This is a genomic window from Pseudarthrobacter sp. NKDBFgelt, assembly GCF_046097905.1.
Taxonomy (GTDB): Bacteria; Actinomycetota; Actinomycetes; order Actinomycetales; family Micrococcaceae; genus Arthrobacter; species Arthrobacter polychromogenes.
Genome location: NZ_JBJURL010000006.1, coordinates 22,883 through 44,663 on the forward strand (window position 1 = coordinate 22,883; position 21,781 = coordinate 44,663).

The following is a 21,781-nucleotide window of genomic DNA, read 5'->3' on the forward strand; positions in this document are numbered from 1 at the left end:
CCATGTATAACAATCCAGCAGTTCCCGCAGCAGCCGGAGCCGGTTCCGGAACCCTCGCCATGACCGGCGCGGGTGACGTGTTCTGGTTCGCCCTCGCAGCCTTTGCGCTCCTGGCGCTGGGCCTGGCCATCAAGAGGATCATCCCCGTCCGCGGCACCAAGGCCTAAACTCCACGCTGTTCCCGGGGCTCAGCCCAAGGGAAAACGCAGGGCGTCCGCACGGGCGCCCTGCGTTCCCATGCCGGGCACGGTTGCAGGTTTTCCAGATAGTCCAGGCGGGTCAGGTCACCACGCTGACCACGTTGGAGCAGCCGGCGGCATCACAGACTTTGTAGGACGTGGTTTTTCCACCCTTGATTTTGTTGACGTAGGAGCCCGTATTGGCCACGGACTTCTGCGTCCCGTTGATCCACAGGGTCACGTTGGTGCCCGTGGCCCCTGTCCACGTCAGGGTGGTGGTGCTGACGGACTTCGCCTTGGTGGTGGCGGCAGCCAGCTTGATGGCGGAGGCAGGTTGCGCCGGTGCTGGGCCGGAAGCCGCGGTGAAGGAGAAATCCCTGATCACCACGCTTTCGGATTTCACATGGGCAGGATCCCCGCCGCCGCCCCCGGTGACCCAGAGGTTGAAGTGGATCTGCTCCTGGGCCGGCACCGGGACAGTGGCCCCTTCCAGGACGGTGCGCTTCAGCAGGCTCCCGGCGAATCCCTCGCCGGCAAAGGATTCGAACGTGATCTTCCCCGGCTCCCACACCATCCGGTGGGTGGTGATGGGGTCCGGCGTGACGTCGAAGACCGTGGTGTTGTTGCCCTCGCCGGGAGGCTTGGTGGCATCAAACCAGTAGCCGTGCCCCTGGCTCACCGGCCAGGATTGCCCGTACGCGGCGCCGCCGCCCCACGCGGAGGCCTCGCAGAGATCGATTTCGTTGTAGCCCGGTTCGGCCAGGGGGTCGTAGGTGAACAGGCAGCCCCACACCACCTCTTTCTGCAGAGTTTCCAGGTTCTTTTCCACGGTGGTGCTGTAGGTCCCGTAGCCGAACCCTTTCCGGGTGGACTGGAACTCGGCTCCCACAGGGGCATCGCCGGTGGGATTGGTCAGGTTCATGGTGATGTGGCCATTGGCGTCCGGGTTGCTGACGTTCGCGGCTGCGAAGGCCTTGTTGTACTGCGGGGCGCCGCCCCAGAACCTTTTCTCCCAGTTGAATCCCTTCCAGGCGAAGTTGCCTGAGGGCCCCGGATTGGGATCCATCGGCGTGGTGTCCGCTGCCTGGGCGGGCGGCACGCAGGCAAGCATTGCGACGGCGGCCGCTGCCAGCATTGCCAGCGGTGTGGTCCGGCGCTTGGGATGTGAGACAAAAAAGCGAAAGTCAGCCATGAAACGCCCCTTTTCGGTTGCTCCCAGCGAGCAATTGCGCCCCTGAGGAGCACAGGTTGATCTTCAGCCAGGAACTCTGCAGAAGGCAATAGCTCAACGGACTTAATTTTTAGTGAGGCAAATCTCAGTAAATGCGCAATATTTGCCAAAGCTCAAGAACTGCTCAATTTAGACGAAGCAAATAAGCTCACTTGCAATTCCTTGGGCTAGGCTCGTACCGGTCCCACGGTGCGGAATAATAAAAGCAATCCATATTGCCCGTTTCTCCGAATGTTCCTTGAATGTGCTTGAGGAAAACCTGGGCGCACAATGAAGTGAAGCTTGGGGGAGTGCATGGTGGAGCGCGGTGTTGCCGTGGTGGTGGAAGACGACGACGACATCAGGACAACGCTGACGGAAGTGCTGCAGCAGTCGGGGTTCGCCGTCCATTCAACAGCCTCGGGCGTTGCAGGCGTGGATGCCGTCCGTGAGCACAACCCGGACATCGTCACCATGGATGTTGGCCTTCCGGACTTCGACGGCATTGAGGCGTCCCGGCGGATCCGGACGTTCAGCGACGCCTACCTCATCATCGTCAGTGGCAGGGTGGACGAAGCCGACACCCTGATGGGGTTCGAGGCCGGCGCGGACGACTATCTCACCAAACCCTTCCGCCCCCGCGAACTGCGTGCGCGGATTGCGGCCATGCTTCGGCGGCCGCGGACCCTGCGTGAGGCCCCGGCGGAGCGGGCGCTTCCGCCGCGAAGGGGCGAACGGCTCTCACCGGGGCAAGCCCCGCACGGTGATCCTCACGGGCCGCACGAGGGCCCTGAGGGTGAAGCGGGTTCGCCTCCGGCGCCGGGCTGCTGCGATTTCGCCCACCGGGGCCTGACCCTCCATGAGGCGTCCCGCCAGGCGTCGATTAACGGGGAGCCCGTGGACCTGACGCGCACCCAGTTCGACATCCTCCTGGTCCTGATGGAGAACGGGCGGACCGTCCAGACCAAGGCGGACCTGGTGCGGCGGCTCCGCAACGAGCCGTACAACACCGGATCCTTTGTCACCGCAGGGGAAGAACGCGCCGTCGAGGTCCACCTGGGCAACCTGCGCAAGCGCCTGGGTGACAGCTCGCAGAATCCCCGCTGGGTGGAGACCGTCCGCGGCGTGGGCTACCGGATGACGCCGTAGCAGCAGAGTTCCTTGGCGTACCCTCAGTCAGTAGCCGGCGTCACCGCCGGCCCTTCGGAGGGGGCGGAAATGACCTGGGAAACCGTCGCCGGAATTGTGGCCGGCCTGCTGCTGGCGTACGCCGTGCTCCTCGTGCTCCTGTGGATCTATGCCCGGCGCCACCCCGAAACCGTCACCATGAAGGACGCGCTGCGCCTGCTCCCGGACCTGCTCCGGCTGGTCCGGAGGCTGGCCGCGGACCGGACGCTGGCCGCCGGTGTGCGGGTGCGGCTGGTGCTGCTGCTCGCCTACCTGCTCCTGCCCATCGACCTGGTTCCGGACTTTGTTCCGGTGATCGGCTACGCGGATGACGCCGTGATCGTGGCGCTGGTGCTGCGTTCGGTGCTCAAGCGGGCGGGTCCCGGGGCGCTTGAGCGGCACTGGCCCGGAAGCCCTGCGGGACTGGAGATCATCCTCCGCGCGGCGGCGCCGGTCCGCCGTCGGCCGTAAATTCTTTGGCTGTATCCGCGCCTTTTCTGCCGGGGGCTGTTAGCGTGAAGGACCGGCCAATGAAGGAGGAGCGATGACTGTTAACTCACCAGATTCACTGCCTGAGGATGATCGGCAGGAGGGTACGGCCACTGCGCAGGGAAAGGACGACGGCGGTGTTCCCGGCCAGAAGGAGGGCGTAGGGATCGGTGCGGATGCCGAGCCCAACACCTTTGAACCCGAAGAGGATCCGGACGCCACGGAGGCGCCGGAGACCGATTAGGGATTGACGCCCGCGGCTCTCATTTACCGCTGCCATGGACAAGCGGTGCGCCGCTTGATTCACGGGGGATGAGCGAAGGCATTGACTTCCGGACCTGCGGTTCCGCACCCGGCTCAACGATGAGGTCGATCGCCGTCCTCGCGATCTGGTCCAAAGGCACGTGGACGGACGTCAGGGGAGTGGGCAGCCTGGCCGCCAGGGGCGTGTCGTTGTACCCCACCAGCGCCAGGTCCTCCCCAATCTTCAGTTCGTGCCTGTGGGCCGCGGCCATGATCCCCATGGCAATGTTGTCGTTTGCCGCAAAGACGGCTGTGGGACGGCTCTCCCGTCCCAGAAGTGCCTCGCCGGCGCTGAACCCGTTTTCGATGCCGTAGCCCCCGGTGATGATCCACTCCTCGCGGGCCGTGAGCCGCGCTTCGCGCAGGGCCCTGCGCGCCCCGGCCAGGCGGGCGATTCCTGTTGACGTGAATGTCGGCCCGGTGACCACGGCAATGTCGCTGTGTCCCAAGTCGATGAGGTGCCGGACCGCAAGGTAGCCTCCCACCTCATCGTCTCCGAGGGCCGAGGGGCTGACTCCGTCGGTGCGGAGCACCAGCGCGTGCGCTACCTTGCGCTCACGCAGCCGGCGCGGAAGTTCGTCGTCGAGCCGTGCCGTTGCCAGGATCAGCCCGTCCACGTTCCGGTCCAGCAGCGTCTCTGCCGCCCGGCGTTCGTCGTTCGGGTCATCTCCGCTGGTGGCCACCATGGCGAAGTAACCGCGCGAGGACGCTGCCCGCTCTAGTTCTTCGAACATGAGCGCCATGACAGTGTCGCTCAGGCGGGGTACAAGGACGCCCAGCGTCCGGGTTTCGCCCCGGCGGAGGCCGGAGGCGAAGGAGTTCCGGCGGTAGCCGAGCTCTCCGGCGACCTTCCTGACGTGAGCCGCCGCTGCAGACCGCGAAGCTGTCCGCTCGTCCAGCGCGCGGCTGGCCGTGGAAATGCTGACGCCGCTGGCTGCGGCAACATCCTTGAGCGTGACGATCGAGCCGGATGCCACGGGTTCCATGACGGTTCTCCTCTTCTGCAGCAAGCGTGTACAGACACTCTATTCCCACTTTCTGCAAACGTTCTCTTGACAGTGAGCTGCGACACGCGCCACAATGAAAACGTTCCCGCAAACGTTCTCACCACGAGAAAGCACTGGCGGGACTGCCGACCATCAATGAAGACAGAGGTAGAGAAATGACCATCGATCTCCGCGGGCTGGTCCCCGCCCCCGTCACCCCGTTCAACCGCGACGGCAGCGTCGACGTCGACGCCATCCACCGGCTGGGAGGCTGGCTGGCAAGCGTCGAAGGCGTCAAGGGCCTGGTGGTCCTGGGCCACGCCGGTGAAGGCACCTTCCTCACCCAGGACGAGCAGGCCCTGGTGATCCGCGAATTCAAGAACGCCGTGAACGGCGAGATCCCGATCATCGCCGGCATCACCGGCGAAGGAAACACCGTCGCAGCCCTCGAGGCCAAGCGGGCCGTGGAGGCGGGCGCGTCCGCCGGCCTGGTCTACCCCTCGCACGGCTGGCTCCGATTCGGGTACCAGAAGGGCGCGCCCCAGACCCGGTACAAGGAAATCTATGAGACGTCCGGCCTGCCGCTGATCCTTTTCCAGTACCCGGACGCCACCAAGGCCACCTACGACCTTGAAACCCAGCTGGAGATCGCCGGCCAGGAAGGCGTGTTTGCCACCAAGAACGGCGTCCGCAACATGAAGCGCTGGGACACGGAGATTCCCGTGCTCCGCGCAACCTACCCGGACCTGCAGATCCTCACCTGCCATGACGAGTACCTGCTGCACACCATGTTCGACGTCGATGGCGCCCTGGTGGGCTATGGCGGACTCGCACCCGAGCCGCTGGTGGAGCTGATCGCGGCAGGCAAGGCCAAGGACTACCCGGCAGCCCGGGCCATCCATGACCGCCTGCTGCCCGTCACCAAGAACGTGTACCACCGCGGTTCACACATGGAGGGCACGGTGGCGCTCAAGGAGGGCCTCGTTGCCCGCGGCATCCTGGAGCACGCCACGGTCCGGCCCCCGCTGCTTCCGCTCGCTGAAGGCGCCGGCGCAGAAATCGCCCTTGCCCTGAAGTCCGCAAACCTAGGCAGCGTCACGGCCACTGTCTGATCCTTCTTCCGGATCCTTACGGGGTGGCGGGCCCACCGCCCGCCACCCGGTTCCCGCTTTTACTCTCCACCCGGTCAACGACGACCCACAGCACTGCAGCTGTAGAAGGAGGACTCGCAGATGCGCGAGCACAATAGGACCATCATCCATCCCGGACAGATGGAGCAGCAGATGACCGCCCCGCACGTACACCCCGCACCCGCCGGAACGGGAAAGCGCCGTACCTTCCTTGGCTACCTGGCTCTGATGGGCCCGGCGTTCGTGGTGGGCGCCTGGCAGTTCGGCCCCGGAAACCTGACCACCGCCGTCCAGGCCGGCAGCCGTTTCGACTACAGCCTGGTCTGGGTCATCGCGGTCTCCACCATCCTCATGATCTTCTTCACGGACATGAGCGTCCGGCTCGGAATCGTCACACCGACGTCCCTGATCACCTCCATCAAGGAACATCTCGGCAAGCCGGTAGGCATCCTCGCAGGTTTTGGCGTCTTCGGCATCACACTGATGTTCTCGGTGGGCAACGCAGTTGGCTCCGGACTCGGCCTGTCCCTCGTGTTTGGCGGCTCCCCGGTGGTCTGGACGGTGGTCTGCACGGCTGCCGTCGGATTTGTCCTGGCCTTCCGCAACGTCTACGGCATCGTGGAAAAGGTCCTGCTGGTCATCGTGGTCCTCATGGGCATCGCCTTCATCGCGAGCACCATTGTGGCCCAGCCCGACTGGTACCGGACCATGGCAGGGATGGCCCCGTCGCTTCCGCCCGGAAGCGAGATCCTCATCGTCGCCCTCGTGGGCACCAACTTCTCCATCAACGCGGCCTTCTACACCTCCTACGGCATCAAGGCGCATCGCCGCACCCGCGCAGACTACCGGGACATCACGCTCGCAGACACCATCCCCGGGATTATCGCCCCCGGCATCATGACAACGCTGGTCATCCTGGTGGCCGCGTCCGTGCTGGGCAAGACCGGCGCCGAGGCCGGAACCATCAACGCCCTGGCCTCCGTTTTCGCACCCCTGGCCGGGCCTGTGGGATCCATGCTGTTTGCTCTGGGCCTCTCCGGTGCCGCCTTCTCCTCAATGATCGCCAACGCCACGGCGGGAGGCACCATGCTCTCGGATGCCATGGGCCGTGGTGCCAACGCCGGTTCGCCGGCAGCACGCATCGTCACGGGCATGATCCTCGCCTTTGGGCTGATCATCACCCTCTCGTTCCAGTCCTCCCCGGTGGGACTGATCGTCATCGCCCAGTCACTCACCGTGCTTATCGCCCCACTGCTCGGCGTGCTGATCCTCGTCATGGCCAACAGGTCATCCCTCATGGGGGAGCTCCGCAACCGCTGGTGGCAGAACCTCTTCGGCGCCATCGGCCTGATCGCCATCGTGGCCTCATCCATCCGGCTCATCACGCTCCTCATCGGCTAGGACGGTCCGGATCATCCATACGCAGTGCCCCCGCTGTCCTCCGGCGGGGGCGCTGCTTCGTGTGAACGCACGGCGGGAGGGTACTGCGTGGAAGCAGGCTCAATGTTTAATCAAGATTTGCGGCAACCCTGCGAAATGGACTTTCGGGCCTGTAGGCGGCTGTAAGTTTCTATCTGTTTCCACGTTATTCCCCAACACGGAAGCACCAAGGAGCCCCCGCGCTGGAGCCAGACTCGCGCGGGGGCTTCGCCATTGTTGGCTAGCGCCCCGAGCGGCGGACCATCTCGTTGATCCACGCGGGTGCAAACGGGGACGTGCAGCCCGGGGGCGTGGGATAGTCCTTGAGAACCTGCAGCCGCTCGCCGATCTCCAGTGCCCGGGCCCGATGCCCCGCGTGGTGGATCCCAATGTGGGCGAGGCAGGTGTTCATGGCCCACTGCAGCCGGTCCGGGGCCTCCTTCATCTCCGCCTCGATGACGTCCAGCAGTCCGCCAAGGTCCAGGCCCTCGGGAGACTTGGCCACGCGCTCGCTGGTTAGGGCCCAGCCGGCACCCGCCACCACCGGATCCGGGTCGGCCAGCCATGCGACGCGCAGTTCCTCGGCGTGCGGGTTCTTCTTCACCACGTAGTTCACCAGCCAGTCCTGCACCTTGGCCGCGCGCGACTCGCGCAGCATGGCGTCCAGCTCATCCCGCCCAAAGGCCTTGGGCCGGCAGACCAGGAGCGCCAGCAGCCTGGCCGCTGTATCACCGGTGGCCCACAGCTCCCGGGCAAGGTCCTGCTGGGTCTTCAGCCGTTTGGCGATGGCGCGGAGCTTGCTGAGGTTCACGCCGTGATCATCGCCGTGCCGCTCGTTCACCTCGCGTGCCCTCGGGTCCTCGAGCTCCGCCAGCTCAGCCATCAGCTCCGCCACTGTTGCTCCGGCCACTTTTGTTCCCGCCACTGGTGTCTCAACCACCGTTTGTCTCCTGTCCGTCGCCTGCGGCTTTCAGCCTACGGCAGCCCGGCAGCCCCGAAACATAGTCCCGCCCCGCCCAAAGCGCAACCAGTCGAAAGACCCTACTCGCCCGTCCGCACCCTGCCTACCGTGGCAGCATGGCTGAGGAGCGTTTTGTCCCGGGGGTAGACGGAGCAGCATCGGACGCAATGCTGAAGGTAGGCAGGTTCTTCACAAAATGGGACCAGACCGACGACGGCAGGGCAGTCTTTCGGGAGGGCGGCCGCAAGGGGGACATCTTCTACCGGGACCGGTGGAGCCACGACAAGGTGGTCCGCTCCACCCACGGGGTGAACTGCACCGGCTCCTGCTCCTGGAAGGTGTACGTCAAGGACGGCATCATCACCTGGGAATCGCAGCAGACGGACTACCCTTCGGTGGGGCCGGACAGTCCTGAATACGAACCACGAGGCTGCCCACGCGGGGCGGCCTTTTCCTGGTACACCTACTCGCCCACCCGGGTCCGCTTCCCCTACGCCCGCGGCGTCCTTGTGGAGATGTACCGCGAGGCCAAGGCGCGGCTGGGGGATCCGGTCCTCGCCTTCGCGGAGATCGCCGCGGACCCGGACAAGCGGCGCCGCTACCAGCAGGCCCGCGGCAAGGGCGGCCTGGTCCGGGTCTCCTGGCAGGAGGCCATCGAAATTGCCGCCGCCGCGCACGTGAACACCATCAAGACCTACGGCCCGGACCGCTGCGCCGGCTTCTCGCCCATCCCGGCGATGTCCATGGTTTCGCACGCGGTGGGCACCCGGTTCATCCAGCTCATCGGCGGTGTGATGACCTCCTTCTACGACTGGTACGCGGACCTTCCGGTGGCCAGCCCGCAGGTGTTCGGGGACCAGACGGACGTGCCCGAATCCGGCGACTGGTGGGACGCGCGGTACCTGATGATGTGGGGCTCCAACGTTCCCGTGACCCGCACCCCGGACGCGCACTGGATGGCAGAGGTGCGCTACCGCGGCACCAAAGTGGTCACCGTCAGCCCTGATTATGCGGACAACACCAAGTTTGCGGATGAGTGGCTCCCTGCCCAGGCCGGAACCGACGCCGCGCTGGCCATGGCCATGGGCCATGTGACGCTCAAGGAATTCTTCGTGGACCGGCAGGTCCCCTTCTTCACGGACTACGTGAAGCAGTACACGGACCTGCCGTTCCTGGTCCGGCTGGAAAAGCGCGACGACGGCGCCCTCACGCCGTCGAAATTCCTCACCGCCGGGGACATCCCGGGGGAGTCCGGGGCTGAGGACGCTGCCTTCCGCACCGTCCTGTTCGACAAAAAGACGGGCCGTGCCGCCGTCCCGAACGGTTCCATGGGATTCCGCTACTCCGGCAGCGGCGAGGGCAAGTGGAACCTGGACCTTGAGGGGATTGAACCGGCGCTTTCGCTGCGGGAGGTCTCGGGTGAGAGCGCCGAGATCCTGCTTCCGTGCTTCGAGCAGGCGGACGGCACCGGCAGCGTGCTCCGGCGCGGGGTGCCCGTGATGGAGGTGGAGGGCCAGCTGGTCACCACGGTGTTCGACCTCATGCTGGCCCAGTACGGTGTGGGCCGCGAAGGGCTGCCGGGGGACTGGGCCGCGGGGTACGACGACGCCGCCACCCCCTACACGCCGGCCTGGCAGGAGGAGATCACGTCCGTTCCCGCCCAGGCCTGCATCCGTGTGGCCCGCGAGTTTGCCCGGAACGCCGAGCAGTCCAAGGGCCGCTCCATGATCATCATGGGCGCGGGCATCTGCCAGTGGTTCCACGGCGACACCACGTACCGGGCCATCCTGGCGCTGGTGATGCTGACCGGCTGCATGGGACGGAACGGCGGCGGCTGGGCCCACTACGTGGGGCAGGAAAAGACCCGTCCCATCACCGGCTGGGTGTCGCTGGCCAATGCCCTGGACTGGTCCCGGCCGCCGCGCACCATGATCGGCACCGGGTACTGGTACATGCACACGGACCAGTGGCGCCAGGATGGATACTCAGCCGATGCGCTGAAGTCCCCGCTGTCCACCGGCGCCCTGGACGGCCTGCACACCGCGGACGCCATCGCCCAGTCCGCCCGGCTTGGATGGATGCCGTTCTACCCGCAGTTCGACCGCAACCCCCTGGACCTCGCCGACGAGGCAGAGGCCGCCGTCGCCGCCGGAACCGCAAAAGATACCCCCACCTACATCGCGGACGCACTCAAGAACCGGACCCTGAACCCGGCCATCGAGGACGTGGACGCCCCGGAGAACTGGCCGCGCACCCTGGTCCTGTGGCGTTCCAACCTCTTTGGTTCCTCCGCGAAGGGCAACGAGTACTTCCTGCGGAACCTGCTGGGCACCCACAACAACGTCTTAGGCGAGGACCATGCCGAGGGGCTCAAACCCACGCACGTGAAATGGCACGAGCAGGCGCCGGAAGGGAAACTGGACCTGCTGGTCTCCGCCGACTTCCGGATGACCTCCACCACCCTGCTGTCCGACGTCGTGTTCCCCGCCGCCACCTGGTACGAGAAACACGATCTGTCCTCCACGGACATGCACCCGTTCGTCCACGCGTTCACGCCGGCGATCGACCCGCCCTGGGAAACCAAGACCGACTTTGACACCTTCCACCTGCTGGCCCGGGAGTTCTCCCGGCTGGCCAAGACCCACCTGGGAGTCCGCCGCGACCTGGTGAGCGTGCCGCTGCAGCACGACACCCCGGGCCAGCTGGCCCAGCCCGGCGGGATCGTGAGGGACTGGCGGGAGCCGGACATCCCCGCCGTCCCGGGGCAGAACATGCCCGTCTTTTCCGTGGTGGAGCGGGACTACACCACCATCGCGGACAAGCTGGCCGCCGTCGGTCCCCTTGCGGACAGGCTGGGCTTCACCGTTAAGAACGTCACGTACAAACTGGAGGAGCCGCTGAAGCGGCTCAGCCACTCGAACGGCGTGATGCTCGGCGGCGCCGCGGACGGCCGCCCGGCCATGGACACGGACGCGAAGATGGCGGAGGCCATCCTGGCGTTCTCCGGTACCACCAACGGTGTGCTGTCCGTGCAGGGCTTCAAGGACCTGGAAGTCCGGACCGGGCGGAAATTGGCGGACCTGTCCGAGGGGTCCGAGGAAAAGTTCATCACCTTCGCCCAGACCCAGGCCGCCCCCGTCCCGGTGATCACCTCGCCGGAATGGTCGGGCTCGGAAACGGGCGGCCGCCGCTACGCCCCGTTCACCATCAACATCGAGCGGCTCAAGCCCTTCCACACCCTCACCGGGCGCATGCACTTTTTCCTGGACCACGACTGGATCACGGACATCGGCGAGGCACTTCCCATCTACCGGCCGCCGCTGGACATGCACAGGCTGTTCGGCGAACCCAAACTCGGCCGTAACGGGCAGCTGGAGGTGGTGGTCAGGTACCTGACGCCGCACTCCAAGTGGTCCATCCACTCCGAATACCAGGACAACCTGCTGATGCTCTCACTCTCCCGGGGCGGGCCCACCGTCTGGATGAGTCCGGCGGACGCCGATTCCATCCAGGTCAAGGACAACGACTGGGTGGAGTGCCTGAACATCAACGGCGTCCTGGTGGCCCGGGCCATCGTCAGCCACCGGATGCCCGCTGGCGTGGTCTACGTCCACCACGCCCAGGAGCGCACCATCGACGTCCCCAAGTCAGAGGCCACCGGACGGCGCGGCGGCATCCACAACTCAGTGACCAGGCTGCTGGTGAAACCCTCGCACCTGATCGGCGGCTACGCCCAGCTGGCGTACGCGTTCAACTACCTCGGCCCCACCGGAAACCAGCGCGACATGGTGGCCACGGTCCGCCGCCGCTCACAGGAGGTGCAGTACTGATGCGAGTCATGGCGCAAATGGGCATGGTGATGAACCTGGACAAGTGCATCGGCTGCCACACGTGTTCGGTCACCTGCAAGCAGGCGTGGACCAACCGGGCGGGTACCGAGTACGTCTGGTTCAACAACGTGGAGACGCGTCCCGGGCAGGGGTACCCGCGCCGGTACGAGGACCAGGACAAATGGCGCGGCGGCTGGAGCCTGAACAAACGGGGCAAGCTGGTGCTGAAGGCCGGCGGGCGGGTGAAGAAGATGTTCGGGCTGTTCGCCAGCCCGGTCCAGCCTGAGCTCAAGGACTACTACGAGCCCTGGACCTACGACTACAAAACCCTGGTGGACGCACCCCTGGGCGACGACTTTCCGGTGGCCCGGCCGAAATCCCTGATCACCGGGGAGGACACCAAGGTCACCTGGTCAGCCAACTGGGATGACAACCTGGGTGGCTCCGCGGAGCACGGCCACCTGGACCCGCTGGTGGAAAAGGTCCGGCGGGAGTCTGAGGACAAGATCAAGTTCGCCTACGAGCAGACGTTTATGTTCTACCTGCCGCGGATCTGCGAGCACTGCCTGAACCCGTCCTGCATGGCCTCCTGCCCCTCCGGCGCCATCTATAAGCGGGTGGAGGACGGGATTGTGCTGGTTGACCAGGACAAGTGCCGCGGCTGGCGGCAGTGCGTCACCGGCTGCCCGTACAAAAAGATCTACTTCAACCACAAGACCGGCAAGGCCGAGAAGTGCACGTTCTGCTACCCCAGGGTGGAGGTGGGGATTCCCACGGTGTGCTCGGAGACCTGCGTGGGCCGGCTGCGGTACCTGGGGCTGTTTTTGTACGACGCCGATGCGGTCACCGCGGCGGCGTCCGTCACCGACCCGAAGGAACTCTACGACGCCCAGATGGACGTGCTGCTGGACCCGAACGATCCCGCCGTCCAGGCCGAGGCACGCGCGCAGGACATTCCGGAGGACTGGATCGATGCCGCCCGGCGCTCGCCGGTGTACGCCCTGGCGAAGGTCTACAAGGTGGCGCTGCCGCTGCACCCGGAGTACCGGACCATGCCGATGGTCTGGTACGTGCCGCCGCTGTCCCCGGTGGTGGACCTGCTGCGGGACCAGGGGCACGACGGCGAGGACCACGGCAACCTGTTCGGCGCCATTGATGCGCTGCGCATCCCGGTGGAATACCTCGCCGAGCTGTTCACCGCGGGGGACGCGGACCGGGTCACCGCGGTGCTGAAGAAGCTCGCGGCCATGCGGGCGTTCATGCGCGGGATCAGCCTGGGCAACGATCCGGACGAGTCCATCGCCGAGGCCGTGGGCATGGACGGGCAGACCATGTACGAGATGTACCGGCTGATGGCCATCGCCAAGTACGACGAGCGGTACGTGATCCCCAAGGCGCATGTGGAGCAGGCGCATGACCTGGAGGAGATGGGCTGCTCGCTGGATTTCGACGGCGGCCCGGGCATGCAGGATTCCTCGCCCTTCGGTGAGGCGAGCGGCAGGCCGGTGCCGGTTGCCGTGGACACGTTCAACGCCCTGCGGGACCGGCAGACCAGCGACGAGGTATCGGCCGGGACGAGCCTGAAGGGCAGGGTGAACCTGCTGAACTGGGACGGACGCGGGGCGCCGCCGGGGCTCTTCCCGGACAAGAGACCCGAGCCGGGGACCCTGGCCGCGGCGGAGGACCAGCCGTGAGCCGCCGGGACCAGGTGGTGTACATGGCCGGTGCGTGGTGCCTGTCCTACCCGGACCAGGACCTCCTGGGCAAAGTGCCGCTGATGCGCGCCGCGCTCGCGGAGTTCCCCGGCGCCGTCGAGCCCTTCCAGGAAGTGCTGGACGCGCTCGAGTCCACGCCGCTGATGGAGGCCCAGGCGCACTACGTGCGGGAGTTCGATCTCAGCCGGCGCCACGCGCTGCACCTGAGCTACTGGACGGATGGGGACACCCGGCGCCGCGGCGAGGTGCTGAGCAGCTTCAAGAAGGCATACCGGCAAAGCGACATCCTGGTGGACACCCAGGGGGAACTGCCGGACTACCTGCCCATGGTGCTCGAGTACACGGCCCTGGTGGACTTTTCGGCGGGGCGTGAACTGCTGATCCGGTACCGGCCCAGCCTGGAGATGCTCAAGTTTGGGCTGCTCAAAGACAAGCTGCCGCACGCCAGGATCCTGGAGACAATTTGCGCCACACTGCCCGGGAAATCGCCGGCGGACGAACAGGCCGTGATGCGGATGGCAGGCTACGGGCCGCCCACTGAGGCAGTGGGCCTTGACCCCTACGATCCGCGCCTGCTGCCAGTGAAGGGGGCCTGACATGGTGACCCTTGAAACGCTGCCCTTTGAAACGCTGCCTTATGAAACACAGCCCGGTGCCGCCGTCGAACTTTCCGCCCTGGACATTGTGCTGTGGGGCGTGCTGCCCTACGTGATGGTGGTGGTCCTGGTGGGCGGACTGGTCTGGCGCTACAGGTACGACCAGTTTGGGTGGACCACCAGGTCCTCCCAGCTGTACGAGTCCAGGCTGCTGCGGATTGCCTCGCCGCTGTTCCACTTTGGGCTGCTCGCCGTGGTTGCCGGGCACTTCTTTGGCCTGGTCATTCCAAAGTCATGGACTGAAGCCGTGGGCATGAGCCAGGACTTTTACCACTTCAACGCCCTGTTCGTGGGCGGGATTGCGGGCATCGGGACACTGGGCGGGATCATGCTGCTGATCTACCGGCGGCGCACCACCGGGCCTGTGTTCATGGCCACCACCAAGAATGACAAGGCCATGTACGTGGTGCTCACGGCCGCCATTGTGTTCGGGTTGTGGACCACCCTGGCCAGCGTGTTCGAGGGCGAGCACGGGCACAACTACCGCGAAACCGTGGCGCCGTGGTTCCGGTCCCTGTTCATCTTCCAGCCAGACATTGCCGCCATGGCTGCGGCGCCGTTCTCCTTCCACCTGCACACGCTGGTGGGGATGGCGCTCTTCATCATTTGGCCTTTCACCCGGCTGGTCCACGCTTTCACCGCGCCGTTCCACTACCTGTTCCGCCCGTACATCGTGTACCGCTCGCGGGATCGCGACGGCGACAGGACGGGCGGGCGCGCGGGTACACGGCCCGCAGGCAGAGCCGGGAGCAGGCCCCGTGGCAATGCCGCGCAGAACCCCAACGCCCCCGCCGGCAAACGCGGCTGGTCGGCGGTCGGGACCGAGGACCGGGACACCCGGAACCGGTGAGGGGAGCACACCATGACTGAAGCCGCACGCCCCGCGAATCCCGTACCGCCCGCGGAAACCTCCCATCCCGGCAAGGGCCTGAACCTGGCGCTGGCCACCAGCGCGTCCGTCATGGCCTTCTGGGCGTGGAACATCGTGGCGCCCCTGGGTGCCCGCTATACCCAGGAGATGGGGCTGGACTCCACCGCCACCGCGGTTCTGGTGGCCATGCCGATTTTCGTCGGATCGCTGGGCCGGATCGTAGTGGGAGCCATGACGGACCGGTTCGGCGGGCGGGTGATGTTCACGTTCGTGCTGCTGGGCAGCGTTCCTCCCGTCCTGCTGGTTGCCCTCGGCGGCAGCCTGGGTTCCTATGCGGTGGTGCTGGGCGCGGGCCTCTTGCTGGGCATCGCAGGCACCGTTTTCGCCGTCGGAATTCCCTTTGTTTCCGCCTGGTACGAGCCGTCGCGGCGAGGTTTCGCCACCGGCGTGTTCGGCGCCGGGATGGGCGGGACCGCGCTGGCGGCCTTCCTGACCCCGCGGCTGGTGACCTGGATCGGGTACCTGCCCACGCACCTGCTGATTGCCGGGCTGCTGGTGGTGATGGGGGCCGTAATCTGGTTCAACCTGAAGGAGTCGCCGGACTGGCACCGGAACACCGCGCCGGTGATCCCCAAGCTCAAGGACGCAGCCGGGCTCGCCGTCACCTGGAAGCTGTGCTTCCTCTACGCCATCGTCTTTGGCGGGTTCGTCTCCTTTGCCACCTACCTGCCCACGTACCTCCGGGATATCTACCAGTTCGATCCGACCGCGGCCGGCACCCGCACGGCCGGGTTTGCCCTGGCTGCCGTCCTGTTCCGGCCTGTCGGGGGAGTGCTGGCGGACCGGATCGGCTCCAAGCCGGTGGTCCTCTCGTCCCTGGCGGGCATCGCGGTGCTGGCGTTCATTGTGAACTTGCGGCCCGACGGCGAGATCCCCGCGGGCGTGACCTTCGTGGCGATGGCTGCTGCGCTCGGTTTGGGTACCGGCGGCGTGTTCGCCTGGGTGGGGAGGCTCTCGCCGCAGGGGAAGGTGGGCAGCATCAGCGGCATTGTCAGCGCGGCCGGCGGGATGGGCGGCTACTTCCCGCCGCTGGTCATGGGCGCCACGTACAACGCCGAAGACAACAGCTACTTCATTGGGCTGATGCTGCTGGTGGTCACGGCCACGGTCGCGTTCGTGTTCACGCTGGTTGCCATCCGCCCACCCAAGCAGCCCGCACCGCAGGGTGCGTTGAAAGGGACATAAAAGTACGACGGCGGGCGGCCGGCCCGGCCGGGAATGGTTTCGTTACGAGCTGCAACAGTTCGGGTCCAATCGGTTGATTAATAGGTCCCGGGAGCCGCCGTGGCTGCACAATGGGAGGATCACAACGGCTTCCAGGGAGGCAGACATGCGGCGGTCAACGTGGCCCGGCGCGGCACTATTTCTCTCGCTTTCGCTGCTCACTGCGTGCGGCGGACCGGCGAGCCAACCCCAGGCGACGCCGTCGAGCACGTCCGCCACGGCAGGCGCCACGCCTACGGAAACGACGACGGCGGCACCCTCACCAAGCGCGACCGGCAGCGCTGCCGTTACCTCACCGCCGTCCGCGTCCTGGACCACCTACACGACGGCGGCGGGCGACCTGGCCTTCGACCTGCCCTCCACCTGGAACATCACGGACCCGGCAGGGGAACTGGCCGAGGGCGGCGGGGCGTTCGCGGAGGTGACCAGTGAGGACGGGCGGCTGCTGGCGACGCTGCGCACCAACATGGCCACCGGGTCCACGTGTACGGAGAAGTACCCCTACTCAGTGTTGGAGTCGCAGGACCTGCCGCAACTGGCCCAGTACGGCACCGTGCCGCGGTATACGTTCGAGACCCGCGGCAACGACGCCGCGGCCGGCCCGCCGGACACCCCGGCGGCGGCCTACGGCATCACCACCGCGCCCCTTCCCGAAGGTGACTCGGCCTGCTACATGTTCCACTTCTTCAACTGGCCGCCCAACGCCGCCACGTTCGGGTCCTTCTACAACCCCGAGCTGAACCTGACGCCGGGGGACCCGTCGCTGCCGTACCTGGAGAAGGCCAAGCTGTATGCGGGGACGCCGGAGTATGCGGACATCAAGCGGATGATCACGTCGCTGCGGCCGGCGGGGTAGGGGATAGTCCTTGGACGGTGCGATTATCGGCCTGCTCGGTGCTCTGCTCGGGGCCGTTCTGACCTACGCCTTCAACCGGAAGAACGCCGCCGAAATGCGGCTCCATGAGGCCCGAATTGATGCCTACAAGACCTTCGCGCAAGCGGCGATGGAGTACCGGCGGACTGTGATGGATGAATGGTTCGAGGGACACGGTGTGGATCTAAAAACGGAGGACGACGACGTTCACCGCGCCCGCGGATCGGCATGGTCCGCCTATTACGGCGTACGCCTTTTGGCGAGTGAGAAGGCCATTGGGGACCTGGCGCATGACGTGCTCACACATATCACAGCCCTAAAGAAACTCGACAGCCGCCGGGATTTGAACGAGCAGGGCGAACGCTGCCGGGCAGAGGTTGAAGAGTTCGTGGAGTCAGCTCGGGCGGACGTCCAATCCCGCAGGGGCCTGCGACAATTCATCTGACGGCACGATATCGATCCAGTAGCGGCGTTTGCCGTTGCGGCTGTCCTCGTAGGTGCCGCCGTTCTTTTCGATGGTGCCCCGGGAACCGAAGTTGTCCTCATCGCAGGTTAAGAGAACCCGGGTGATCCCCAGTTCGCGCGCAATGGGCAGGGCGTCGGCCAGTGCTTTTGCGGCGTGGCCGCGGCGCCGGGCTGAGGGCCTGACGCTGTAGCCGATGTGGCCACCCTCGTTGAGGAGGAAGTCGGTTAGTTCGTGCCTGATGGCCAGGGACCCAAGGAAGGTGCCACCTTCCACAATCCACAGGTAGGTGCAGGGCACATGCGCTGGATTCCGCGGGCTCTCCGGTAGGGCATCTTTGACGAGCCAGTCCACAAAACTGCCGAACGTCTGGGGGTCTCTCAGGTCTTCCAGGGGCCAGTCCTCGGCGCCCGCGCCGTCCTGACGGGTGCCGTTGAAATCCCCCGCCCCTTCCAGCCAGGAGGAGTGGTAACTAACGTCCGGAGCGATAAGGCGGGCCATCACACGAGCGTAGTCGAGCCCGTGCCTCAGTTCCGCAATCGCGCAGGTCACGGCCGGGCGAGGGCCTGCTCCCACGCCGACTGATGCTGCCGGACATACCGGGCAGCGCCACGCCAGTGTTCCCCGTGGCCGTTGACGAACATGTCCGCCCACGGCTGGAACCCGGTCTCGTGCGAGGACTCCAAGAGTGTGAACATAGCTGCAGTTCGCTCCGCCATCGCTGCCGGCAACGCGCTGCGGAGCGATTCGTCAGCCTGGTAACCGTCAACAAGGGCACGCAGTCTTGCGGCCGCTTCCTCCACCGGCTGTCCGTCGAACAGCATGGCGAAAGACTGCGCTGCGTACGCAAGGTCCCACAGCCGTGTGCTGGGACCGGCACCGTCCCAGTCGATAAAGACCCACCGATCACCCCTGACGAGGTTCCAGGGTGCGAGGTCGTTGTGGCACATCAGGTCTGGAGCTTCAGCAGGTAAGAGCATGTTCCAGCCGTCCGGATCAGGAATCACAAAAGCTTCGCTCGCGTCGTGGATCCGGCGGATCATGCGGCCAACCCGCAGCAGATCGTCGCGGGTGAGCGGCAGTTCCTCCAGCGCGAGGACGCCTTCCACGAACTCCACAACGCTCCGGCCGTCGTCGTCCTTTCCCAGAGGTTGGGGAACGTCCACCCCGGACGAGCGGAGCGCGCGGAGATAGTCCTGCACAGCGGCGGTGTTATCCAGCCAGGGTTTCCGTACGGTGTTGCCGATGCGCACAACCTTGCCGGACGCATTGCCGCCTGCAAGTTCCTGCTCGTCCGGGACCATCACAGCAGGTTATCGGTGAAGTCCCGTATCAAAATAATCCAACTCGAAACCATCAGGGACAACGTCATCGATCCAGCCGCCCGGATGGCGGGTACGTGTCACTCAATGAGGAGCACGTCGGGCTGCGTAATGTCCTAGCCTGAGGCCGGCCGTCCGCACGTCCATACCCCGGCAGCTCTGAGGTGTTCCAGCTAGCACATGCTCCTGGCTGTCTCTTGGATAGCGTCCTCCATCTCGGGGACGAGCGGAGGCGCGTCTGTGACGTTCAGCTCCCGGGGCGGAAGCACCGTAGCCACCGTCACCTGCTGGTGCCCATCTAAGGAGGAAACAGATTGGACACTATACGGGCCCCCGCCCCCGGACAGGAAGACGTGGCGTGTGCCCGGGCAGATGTCGTCGCTCAGGCGGATGCCACCTAAAGGAAATGGCTCGGCCTCAATCATGCTCTTCCACGTTTCCTCGCGAATAAATCGGCCCGTGGTGAGCGACGCCGCGAACCTGCTGAGATCTTCAACCGTTGAAATGACCCCAGAATCGGCCGATCCGGCGATCGCGTCAATACGCGTGAAGTCGCGCCTGTTCCCGCTCTCCAGCACGTACCCATGCAGCATGGGCTCGGGCGGCTGCCCTGCCGCCGCCACGTGCGTGCTGCCCATTCCTGCCGGCTCAAATACGTCCTTGGCGAGAACCTCGTCGAGTCCGCGGTTGTGTTTGCTTTCCAGCAACCAACCCAGCACTTCCCAGTCCGTTGCAGACCATGCAAAGTAGGACACGGGCCCTGGCGGAAGGTCTACCCCCGCTGCAATCCTTAACCGTTCCTCGAAGGTCAATACGCGCGTTTGGAGCTCGTCCAGGCTCGCGGATTCAATCAGGGGTGGAAAGTAGTCAGGGAGGCCGGAGGTACTGCCCAGAAGGTCCCGCACCGTGACACGGTCCCACGCCGGGAAGATTGCTGTGAACTCGGGCAGATGAGCGGAGACGGGATCTTCAAGGCGCACGGCGCCGGTCTCCGCCAGCTTCATCACGGACACGGCGACCATGGGCGTACCCGCCCCGATAATCCACGTTTTGTCCGTAGGGATCGCCATGCTGTTGGACTTCAGGTCTCTCACACCGGTGGCCATGAGCTCTTCTTGGTCTCCGTTCCGAACATGGAAGACCACGGCAGGCGCTCCATGCGCGGACGCGTCGGCCGCAAAAGCTTCCAGCGTCGCGGCGAGGTTTTCAGCCGGGGTGGTGGCTGTTTCGTCGGGGGCGTTAAACGTGCAGCCGGAAAGCACAAGAGCCACGGCCAGCACCGCAGCGTGCTTGTTCATTAGGGAACCGGCCCCATCGGATTTCGCGGCCGGTCTCCAGCCTCCAGGTGCCCCGACCATCTCTGGCTGCGGCGACCGTACTTGCCACACTTAGTGCAACGCCGACGGAAGCCGCCGTCGGGCGTCCTTTCCACCAGCCAGTGGTGCCCGACATTGAGCCTGCACATCAGGGCCCGGATCATGACCACTCCTCTCCGAGAATGTGTCGCCCAGCCCACTTCCAATTATGTTCCCGAAACTTGTCATTGGGTCCTTCGGGAACCGAGCACTTTGACTGCTTCCTCGACCGGAATTTACTCGCTTTCATCGGTCGAACCGGTGGGGATTGGGCTCGGAATAGCTGCACGCACAAAGTGCCAGCGCCGCGCCCGGCGCGGCAGTCCCACTCCTTATGAGTAGGGGTGGTGTGACGCCGGTCGAGGAATATCTCCCCGTGCCAGCGGCTTGCAGTTAGAGGCCATTGCCCAGGCGAAATTCAGCACAAACCAGAAGGAGCTCCATGACTATTGGCGCAGGAACAACCGCAGGGACCGAAAAGACTGCTCTTGTTGTGGGAGCGACCGGCATAGCGGGGTCTGCCCTCGTCGACACACTGGCGGGCGAGGGGTGGAGCGTGCTCGCCCTCTCCCGGAAGCCCGGGGCAGAGAGGCCCGGGGTCCGGTGGCTCTCCGCGGACCTGACATCGGCTGCATCCCTGGCCGCTGTGCTCGGTCCGGAGAATCCCTCCCATGTCTTCTTCACAGCATGGTCGCGGCAGGACACTGAAGAGGAGAACATCTCCGTCAACGCGGGAATGGTGCGGGACCTCCTGGCGGCACTTCGCGGCAAGGACGTAGCCCACGTTGCATTGATGACCGGCCTCAAGCACTACCTCGGGCCCTTCGAGGCGTACGCGGCCGGGGAAATGCCGGACACTCCCTTCCATGAAGAGGAGCCGCGCCTGCCGGTCCGGAACTTCTACTACGCCCAGGAGGACGAGCTCTGGGCCGCCGCGGCCGGGCAAGGGTTCACCTGGTCCGTGCACCGCGCGCACACGGTGATCGGGCACGCCGTCGGAAACGCCATGAACATGGGCCTCACGCTCGCCGCCCAGGCCACCCTGTGCCGGGAGAGCGGGGAGCCGTTCGTCTTCCCGGGCTCCGAAACACAGTGGAACGGCCTGACGGACATGACGGACGCGGGCCTGCTCGCCGAGCACATGATCTGGGCATCCACCACCCCGGCAGCCGCGAACGAGGCCTTCAACATCGTCAACGGCGATGTGTTCCGGTGGCGCTGGATGTGGCCGAAGCTCGCGGCCTACTTCGGTGTGGAGTGGGAAGGGTACAAGGGAACGCCCCGCCCCCTCGAGCAGTCGATGGCGGGCCGGGAGGACCAGTGGCGGGACATCGCCGCGCGCCACAACCTCAGCGAGCCGGACCTGAACCGGCTGGCGTCCTGGTGGCACACGGACGGCGACCTGGGGCGCGGCATTGAGGTTGTAACGGACATGGGCAAGAGCCGGGACGCGGGGTTCACCGGGTACCGGCGGACGCTGGATGCCTTTATTGCGCTCTTCGACCGTTATAAGGCTGAGAACCTGATTCCCTGATTTGCTGTTGACCAGTGGCAAACGTCCGGGCCG

General features: G+C 65.7%; 20 protein-coding genes. 14 read left to right on the forward strand and 6 right to left on the reverse strand.

Annotated elements, in window-relative coordinates; genetic code table 11:
- Positions 1–2: 2 nt before the first annotated feature.
- A complete protein-coding gene (locus tag ACKAE7_RS02735; RefSeq protein WP_172801463.1) occupies positions 3–167 on the forward strand; it encodes a hypothetical protein in 165 nt (54 codons plus the stop codon).
- Between the two features lie 112 nt (positions 168–279).
- Here ACKAE7_RS02735 and ACKAE7_RS02740 read toward each other — a convergent pair whose 3' ends face one another.
- Positions 280–1,371 carry a hypothetical protein gene (locus ACKAE7_RS02740; RefSeq protein ID WP_408978448.1) on the reverse strand — a complete coding sequence of 364 codons (1,092 nt, stop codon included), beginning with the start codon at positions 1,369–1,371 and terminating at the stop codon, positions 280–282.
- 333 nt (positions 1,372–1,704) lie between these two features.
- Between ACKAE7_RS02740 and ACKAE7_RS02745 the strand changes: the two genes are divergently transcribed.
- From ACKAE7_RS02745 to ACKAE7_RS02755, 3 genes are all read left to right on the forward strand, one after another.
- Positions 1,705–2,538 carry a response regulator transcription factor gene (locus tag ACKAE7_RS02745; RefSeq protein WP_190612755.1) on the forward strand — a complete coding sequence of 278 codons (834 nt, stop codon included), beginning with the start codon at positions 1,705–1,707 and terminating at the stop codon, positions 2,536–2,538.
- Between the two features lie 69 nt (positions 2,539–2,607).
- Positions 2,608–3,027, forward strand: coding sequence for a YkvA family protein (locus ACKAE7_RS02750; RefSeq protein ID WP_188812390.1), 420 nt, complete (start codon positions 2,608–2,610; stop codon positions 3,025–3,027).
- A 73-nt stretch (positions 3,028–3,100) separates the two neighbouring features.
- Entirely contained in the window at positions 3,101–3,289 is a 189-nt protein-coding gene (locus ACKAE7_RS02755) for a hypothetical protein (protein WP_408978449.1), read from the forward strand.
- A gap of 19 nt (positions 3,290–3,308) precedes the next feature.
- Here ACKAE7_RS02755 and ACKAE7_RS02760 read toward each other — a convergent pair whose 3' ends face one another.
- Positions 3,309–4,334: a LacI family DNA-binding transcriptional regulator gene (locus tag ACKAE7_RS02760; RefSeq protein ID WP_191035747.1), complete on the reverse strand. Its 1,026-nt coding sequence runs from the start codon at positions 4,332–4,334 to the stop codon at positions 3,309–3,311.
- A gap of 176 nt (positions 4,335–4,510) precedes the next feature.
- On the opposite strand from ACKAE7_RS02760, the gene ACKAE7_RS02765 reads away from it, so the two are divergent.
- Both ACKAE7_RS02765 and ACKAE7_RS02770 read left to right on the forward strand, forming a co-directional pair.
- Positions 4,511–5,446, forward strand: coding sequence for a dihydrodipicolinate synthase family protein (locus tag ACKAE7_RS02765; RefSeq protein WP_066279417.1), 936 nt, complete (start codon positions 4,511–4,513; stop codon positions 5,444–5,446).
- A gap of 120 nt (positions 5,447–5,566) precedes the next feature.
- Positions 5,567–6,865: an Nramp family divalent metal transporter gene (locus ACKAE7_RS02770; RefSeq protein WP_191035746.1), complete on the forward strand. Its 1,299-nt coding sequence runs from the start codon at positions 5,567–5,569 to the stop codon at positions 6,863–6,865.
- 259 nt (positions 6,866–7,124) lie between these two features.
- Here ACKAE7_RS02770 and ACKAE7_RS02775 read toward each other — a convergent pair whose 3' ends face one another.
- Complete coding sequence (locus ACKAE7_RS02775) at positions 7,125–7,766, reverse strand: DNA alkylation repair protein (RefSeq protein ID WP_408978485.1); 642 nt, start codon at positions 7,764–7,766, stop codon at positions 7,125–7,127.
- Positions 7,767–7,960: 194 nt separating this feature from the next.
- Here ACKAE7_RS02775 and ACKAE7_RS02780 point away from each other — a divergent pair, with 194 nt between their 5' ends.
- From ACKAE7_RS02780 to ACKAE7_RS02810, 7 genes are all read left to right on the forward strand, one after another.
- The gene (locus ACKAE7_RS02780; protein ID WP_408978450.1) at positions 7,961–11,674 is read left to right on the forward strand and encodes a nitrate reductase subunit alpha; all 3,714 of its coding nucleotides are present in this window, start codon (positions 7,961–7,963) and stop codon (positions 11,672–11,674) included.
- On the forward strand, positions 11,674–13,368 hold the full coding sequence (narH, locus tag ACKAE7_RS02785) for a nitrate reductase subunit beta (RefSeq protein ID WP_408978451.1): 1,695 nt from the start codon (positions 11,674–11,676) through the stop codon (positions 13,366–13,368). The genes ACKAE7_RS02780 and narH overlap by 1 nt, the downstream gene beginning before the upstream one ends.
- Positions 13,365–13,985, forward strand: a complete 621-nt coding sequence (gene narJ, locus ACKAE7_RS02790; protein ID WP_408978452.1) for a nitrate reductase molybdenum cofactor assembly chaperone — start codon at positions 13,365–13,367, stop codon at positions 13,983–13,985. Before narH ends, narJ begins: the two co-directional genes overlap by 4 nt.
- A gap of 1 nt (position 13,986) precedes the next feature.
- Complete coding sequence (gene narI, locus ACKAE7_RS02795) at positions 13,987–14,895, forward strand: respiratory nitrate reductase subunit gamma (protein WP_408978453.1); 909 nt, start codon at positions 13,987–13,989, stop codon at positions 14,893–14,895.
- Between the two features lie 12 nt (positions 14,896–14,907).
- Positions 14,908–16,161, forward strand: coding sequence for an MFS transporter (locus ACKAE7_RS02800; protein ID WP_408978454.1), 1,254 nt, complete (start codon positions 14,908–14,910; stop codon positions 16,159–16,161).
- Between the two features lie 145 nt (positions 16,162–16,306).
- Entirely contained in the window at positions 16,307–17,056 is a 750-nt protein-coding gene (locus ACKAE7_RS02805) for a hypothetical protein (protein WP_408978455.1), read from the forward strand.
- A gap of 10 nt (positions 17,057–17,066) precedes the next feature.
- The gene (locus ACKAE7_RS02810; protein ID WP_188812407.1) at positions 17,067–17,519 is read left to right on the forward strand and encodes a hypothetical protein; all 453 of its coding nucleotides are present in this window, start codon (positions 17,067–17,069) and stop codon (positions 17,517–17,519) included.
- Here the strand turns inward: ACKAE7_RS02810 and ACKAE7_RS02815 are convergent.
- The 3 genes from ACKAE7_RS02815 to ACKAE7_RS02825 all read right to left on the reverse strand — a co-directional run bounded on the left by ACKAE7_RS02815 (position 17,469) and on the right by ACKAE7_RS02825 (position 20,157).
- Positions 17,469–18,038 carry a GNAT family N-acetyltransferase gene (locus tag ACKAE7_RS02815; protein ID WP_408978456.1) on the reverse strand — a complete coding sequence of 190 codons (570 nt, stop codon included), beginning with the start codon at positions 18,036–18,038 and terminating at the stop codon, positions 17,469–17,471. The two genes, ACKAE7_RS02810 and ACKAE7_RS02815, sit on opposite strands and share 51 nt — an antisense overlap.
- 47 nt (positions 18,039–18,085) lie before the next feature.
- Positions 18,086–18,841, reverse strand: coding sequence for a phosphotransferase enzyme family protein (locus ACKAE7_RS02820; RefSeq protein WP_408978457.1), 756 nt, complete (start codon positions 18,839–18,841; stop codon positions 18,086–18,088).
- Positions 18,842–19,032: 191 nt separating this feature from the next.
- Positions 19,033–20,157: a serine hydrolase domain-containing protein gene (locus tag ACKAE7_RS02825; RefSeq protein WP_408978458.1), complete on the reverse strand. Its 1,125-nt coding sequence runs from the start codon at positions 20,155–20,157 to the stop codon at positions 19,033–19,035.
- A 499-nt stretch (positions 20,158–20,656) separates the two neighbouring features.
- On the opposite strand from ACKAE7_RS02825, the gene ACKAE7_RS02830 reads away from it, so the two are divergent.
- On the forward strand, positions 20,657–21,748 hold the full coding sequence (locus ACKAE7_RS02830) for an SDR family oxidoreductase (RefSeq protein WP_408978459.1): 1,092 nt from the start codon (positions 20,657–20,659) through the stop codon (positions 21,746–21,748).
- Positions 21,749–21,781: the final 33 nt, after the last annotated feature.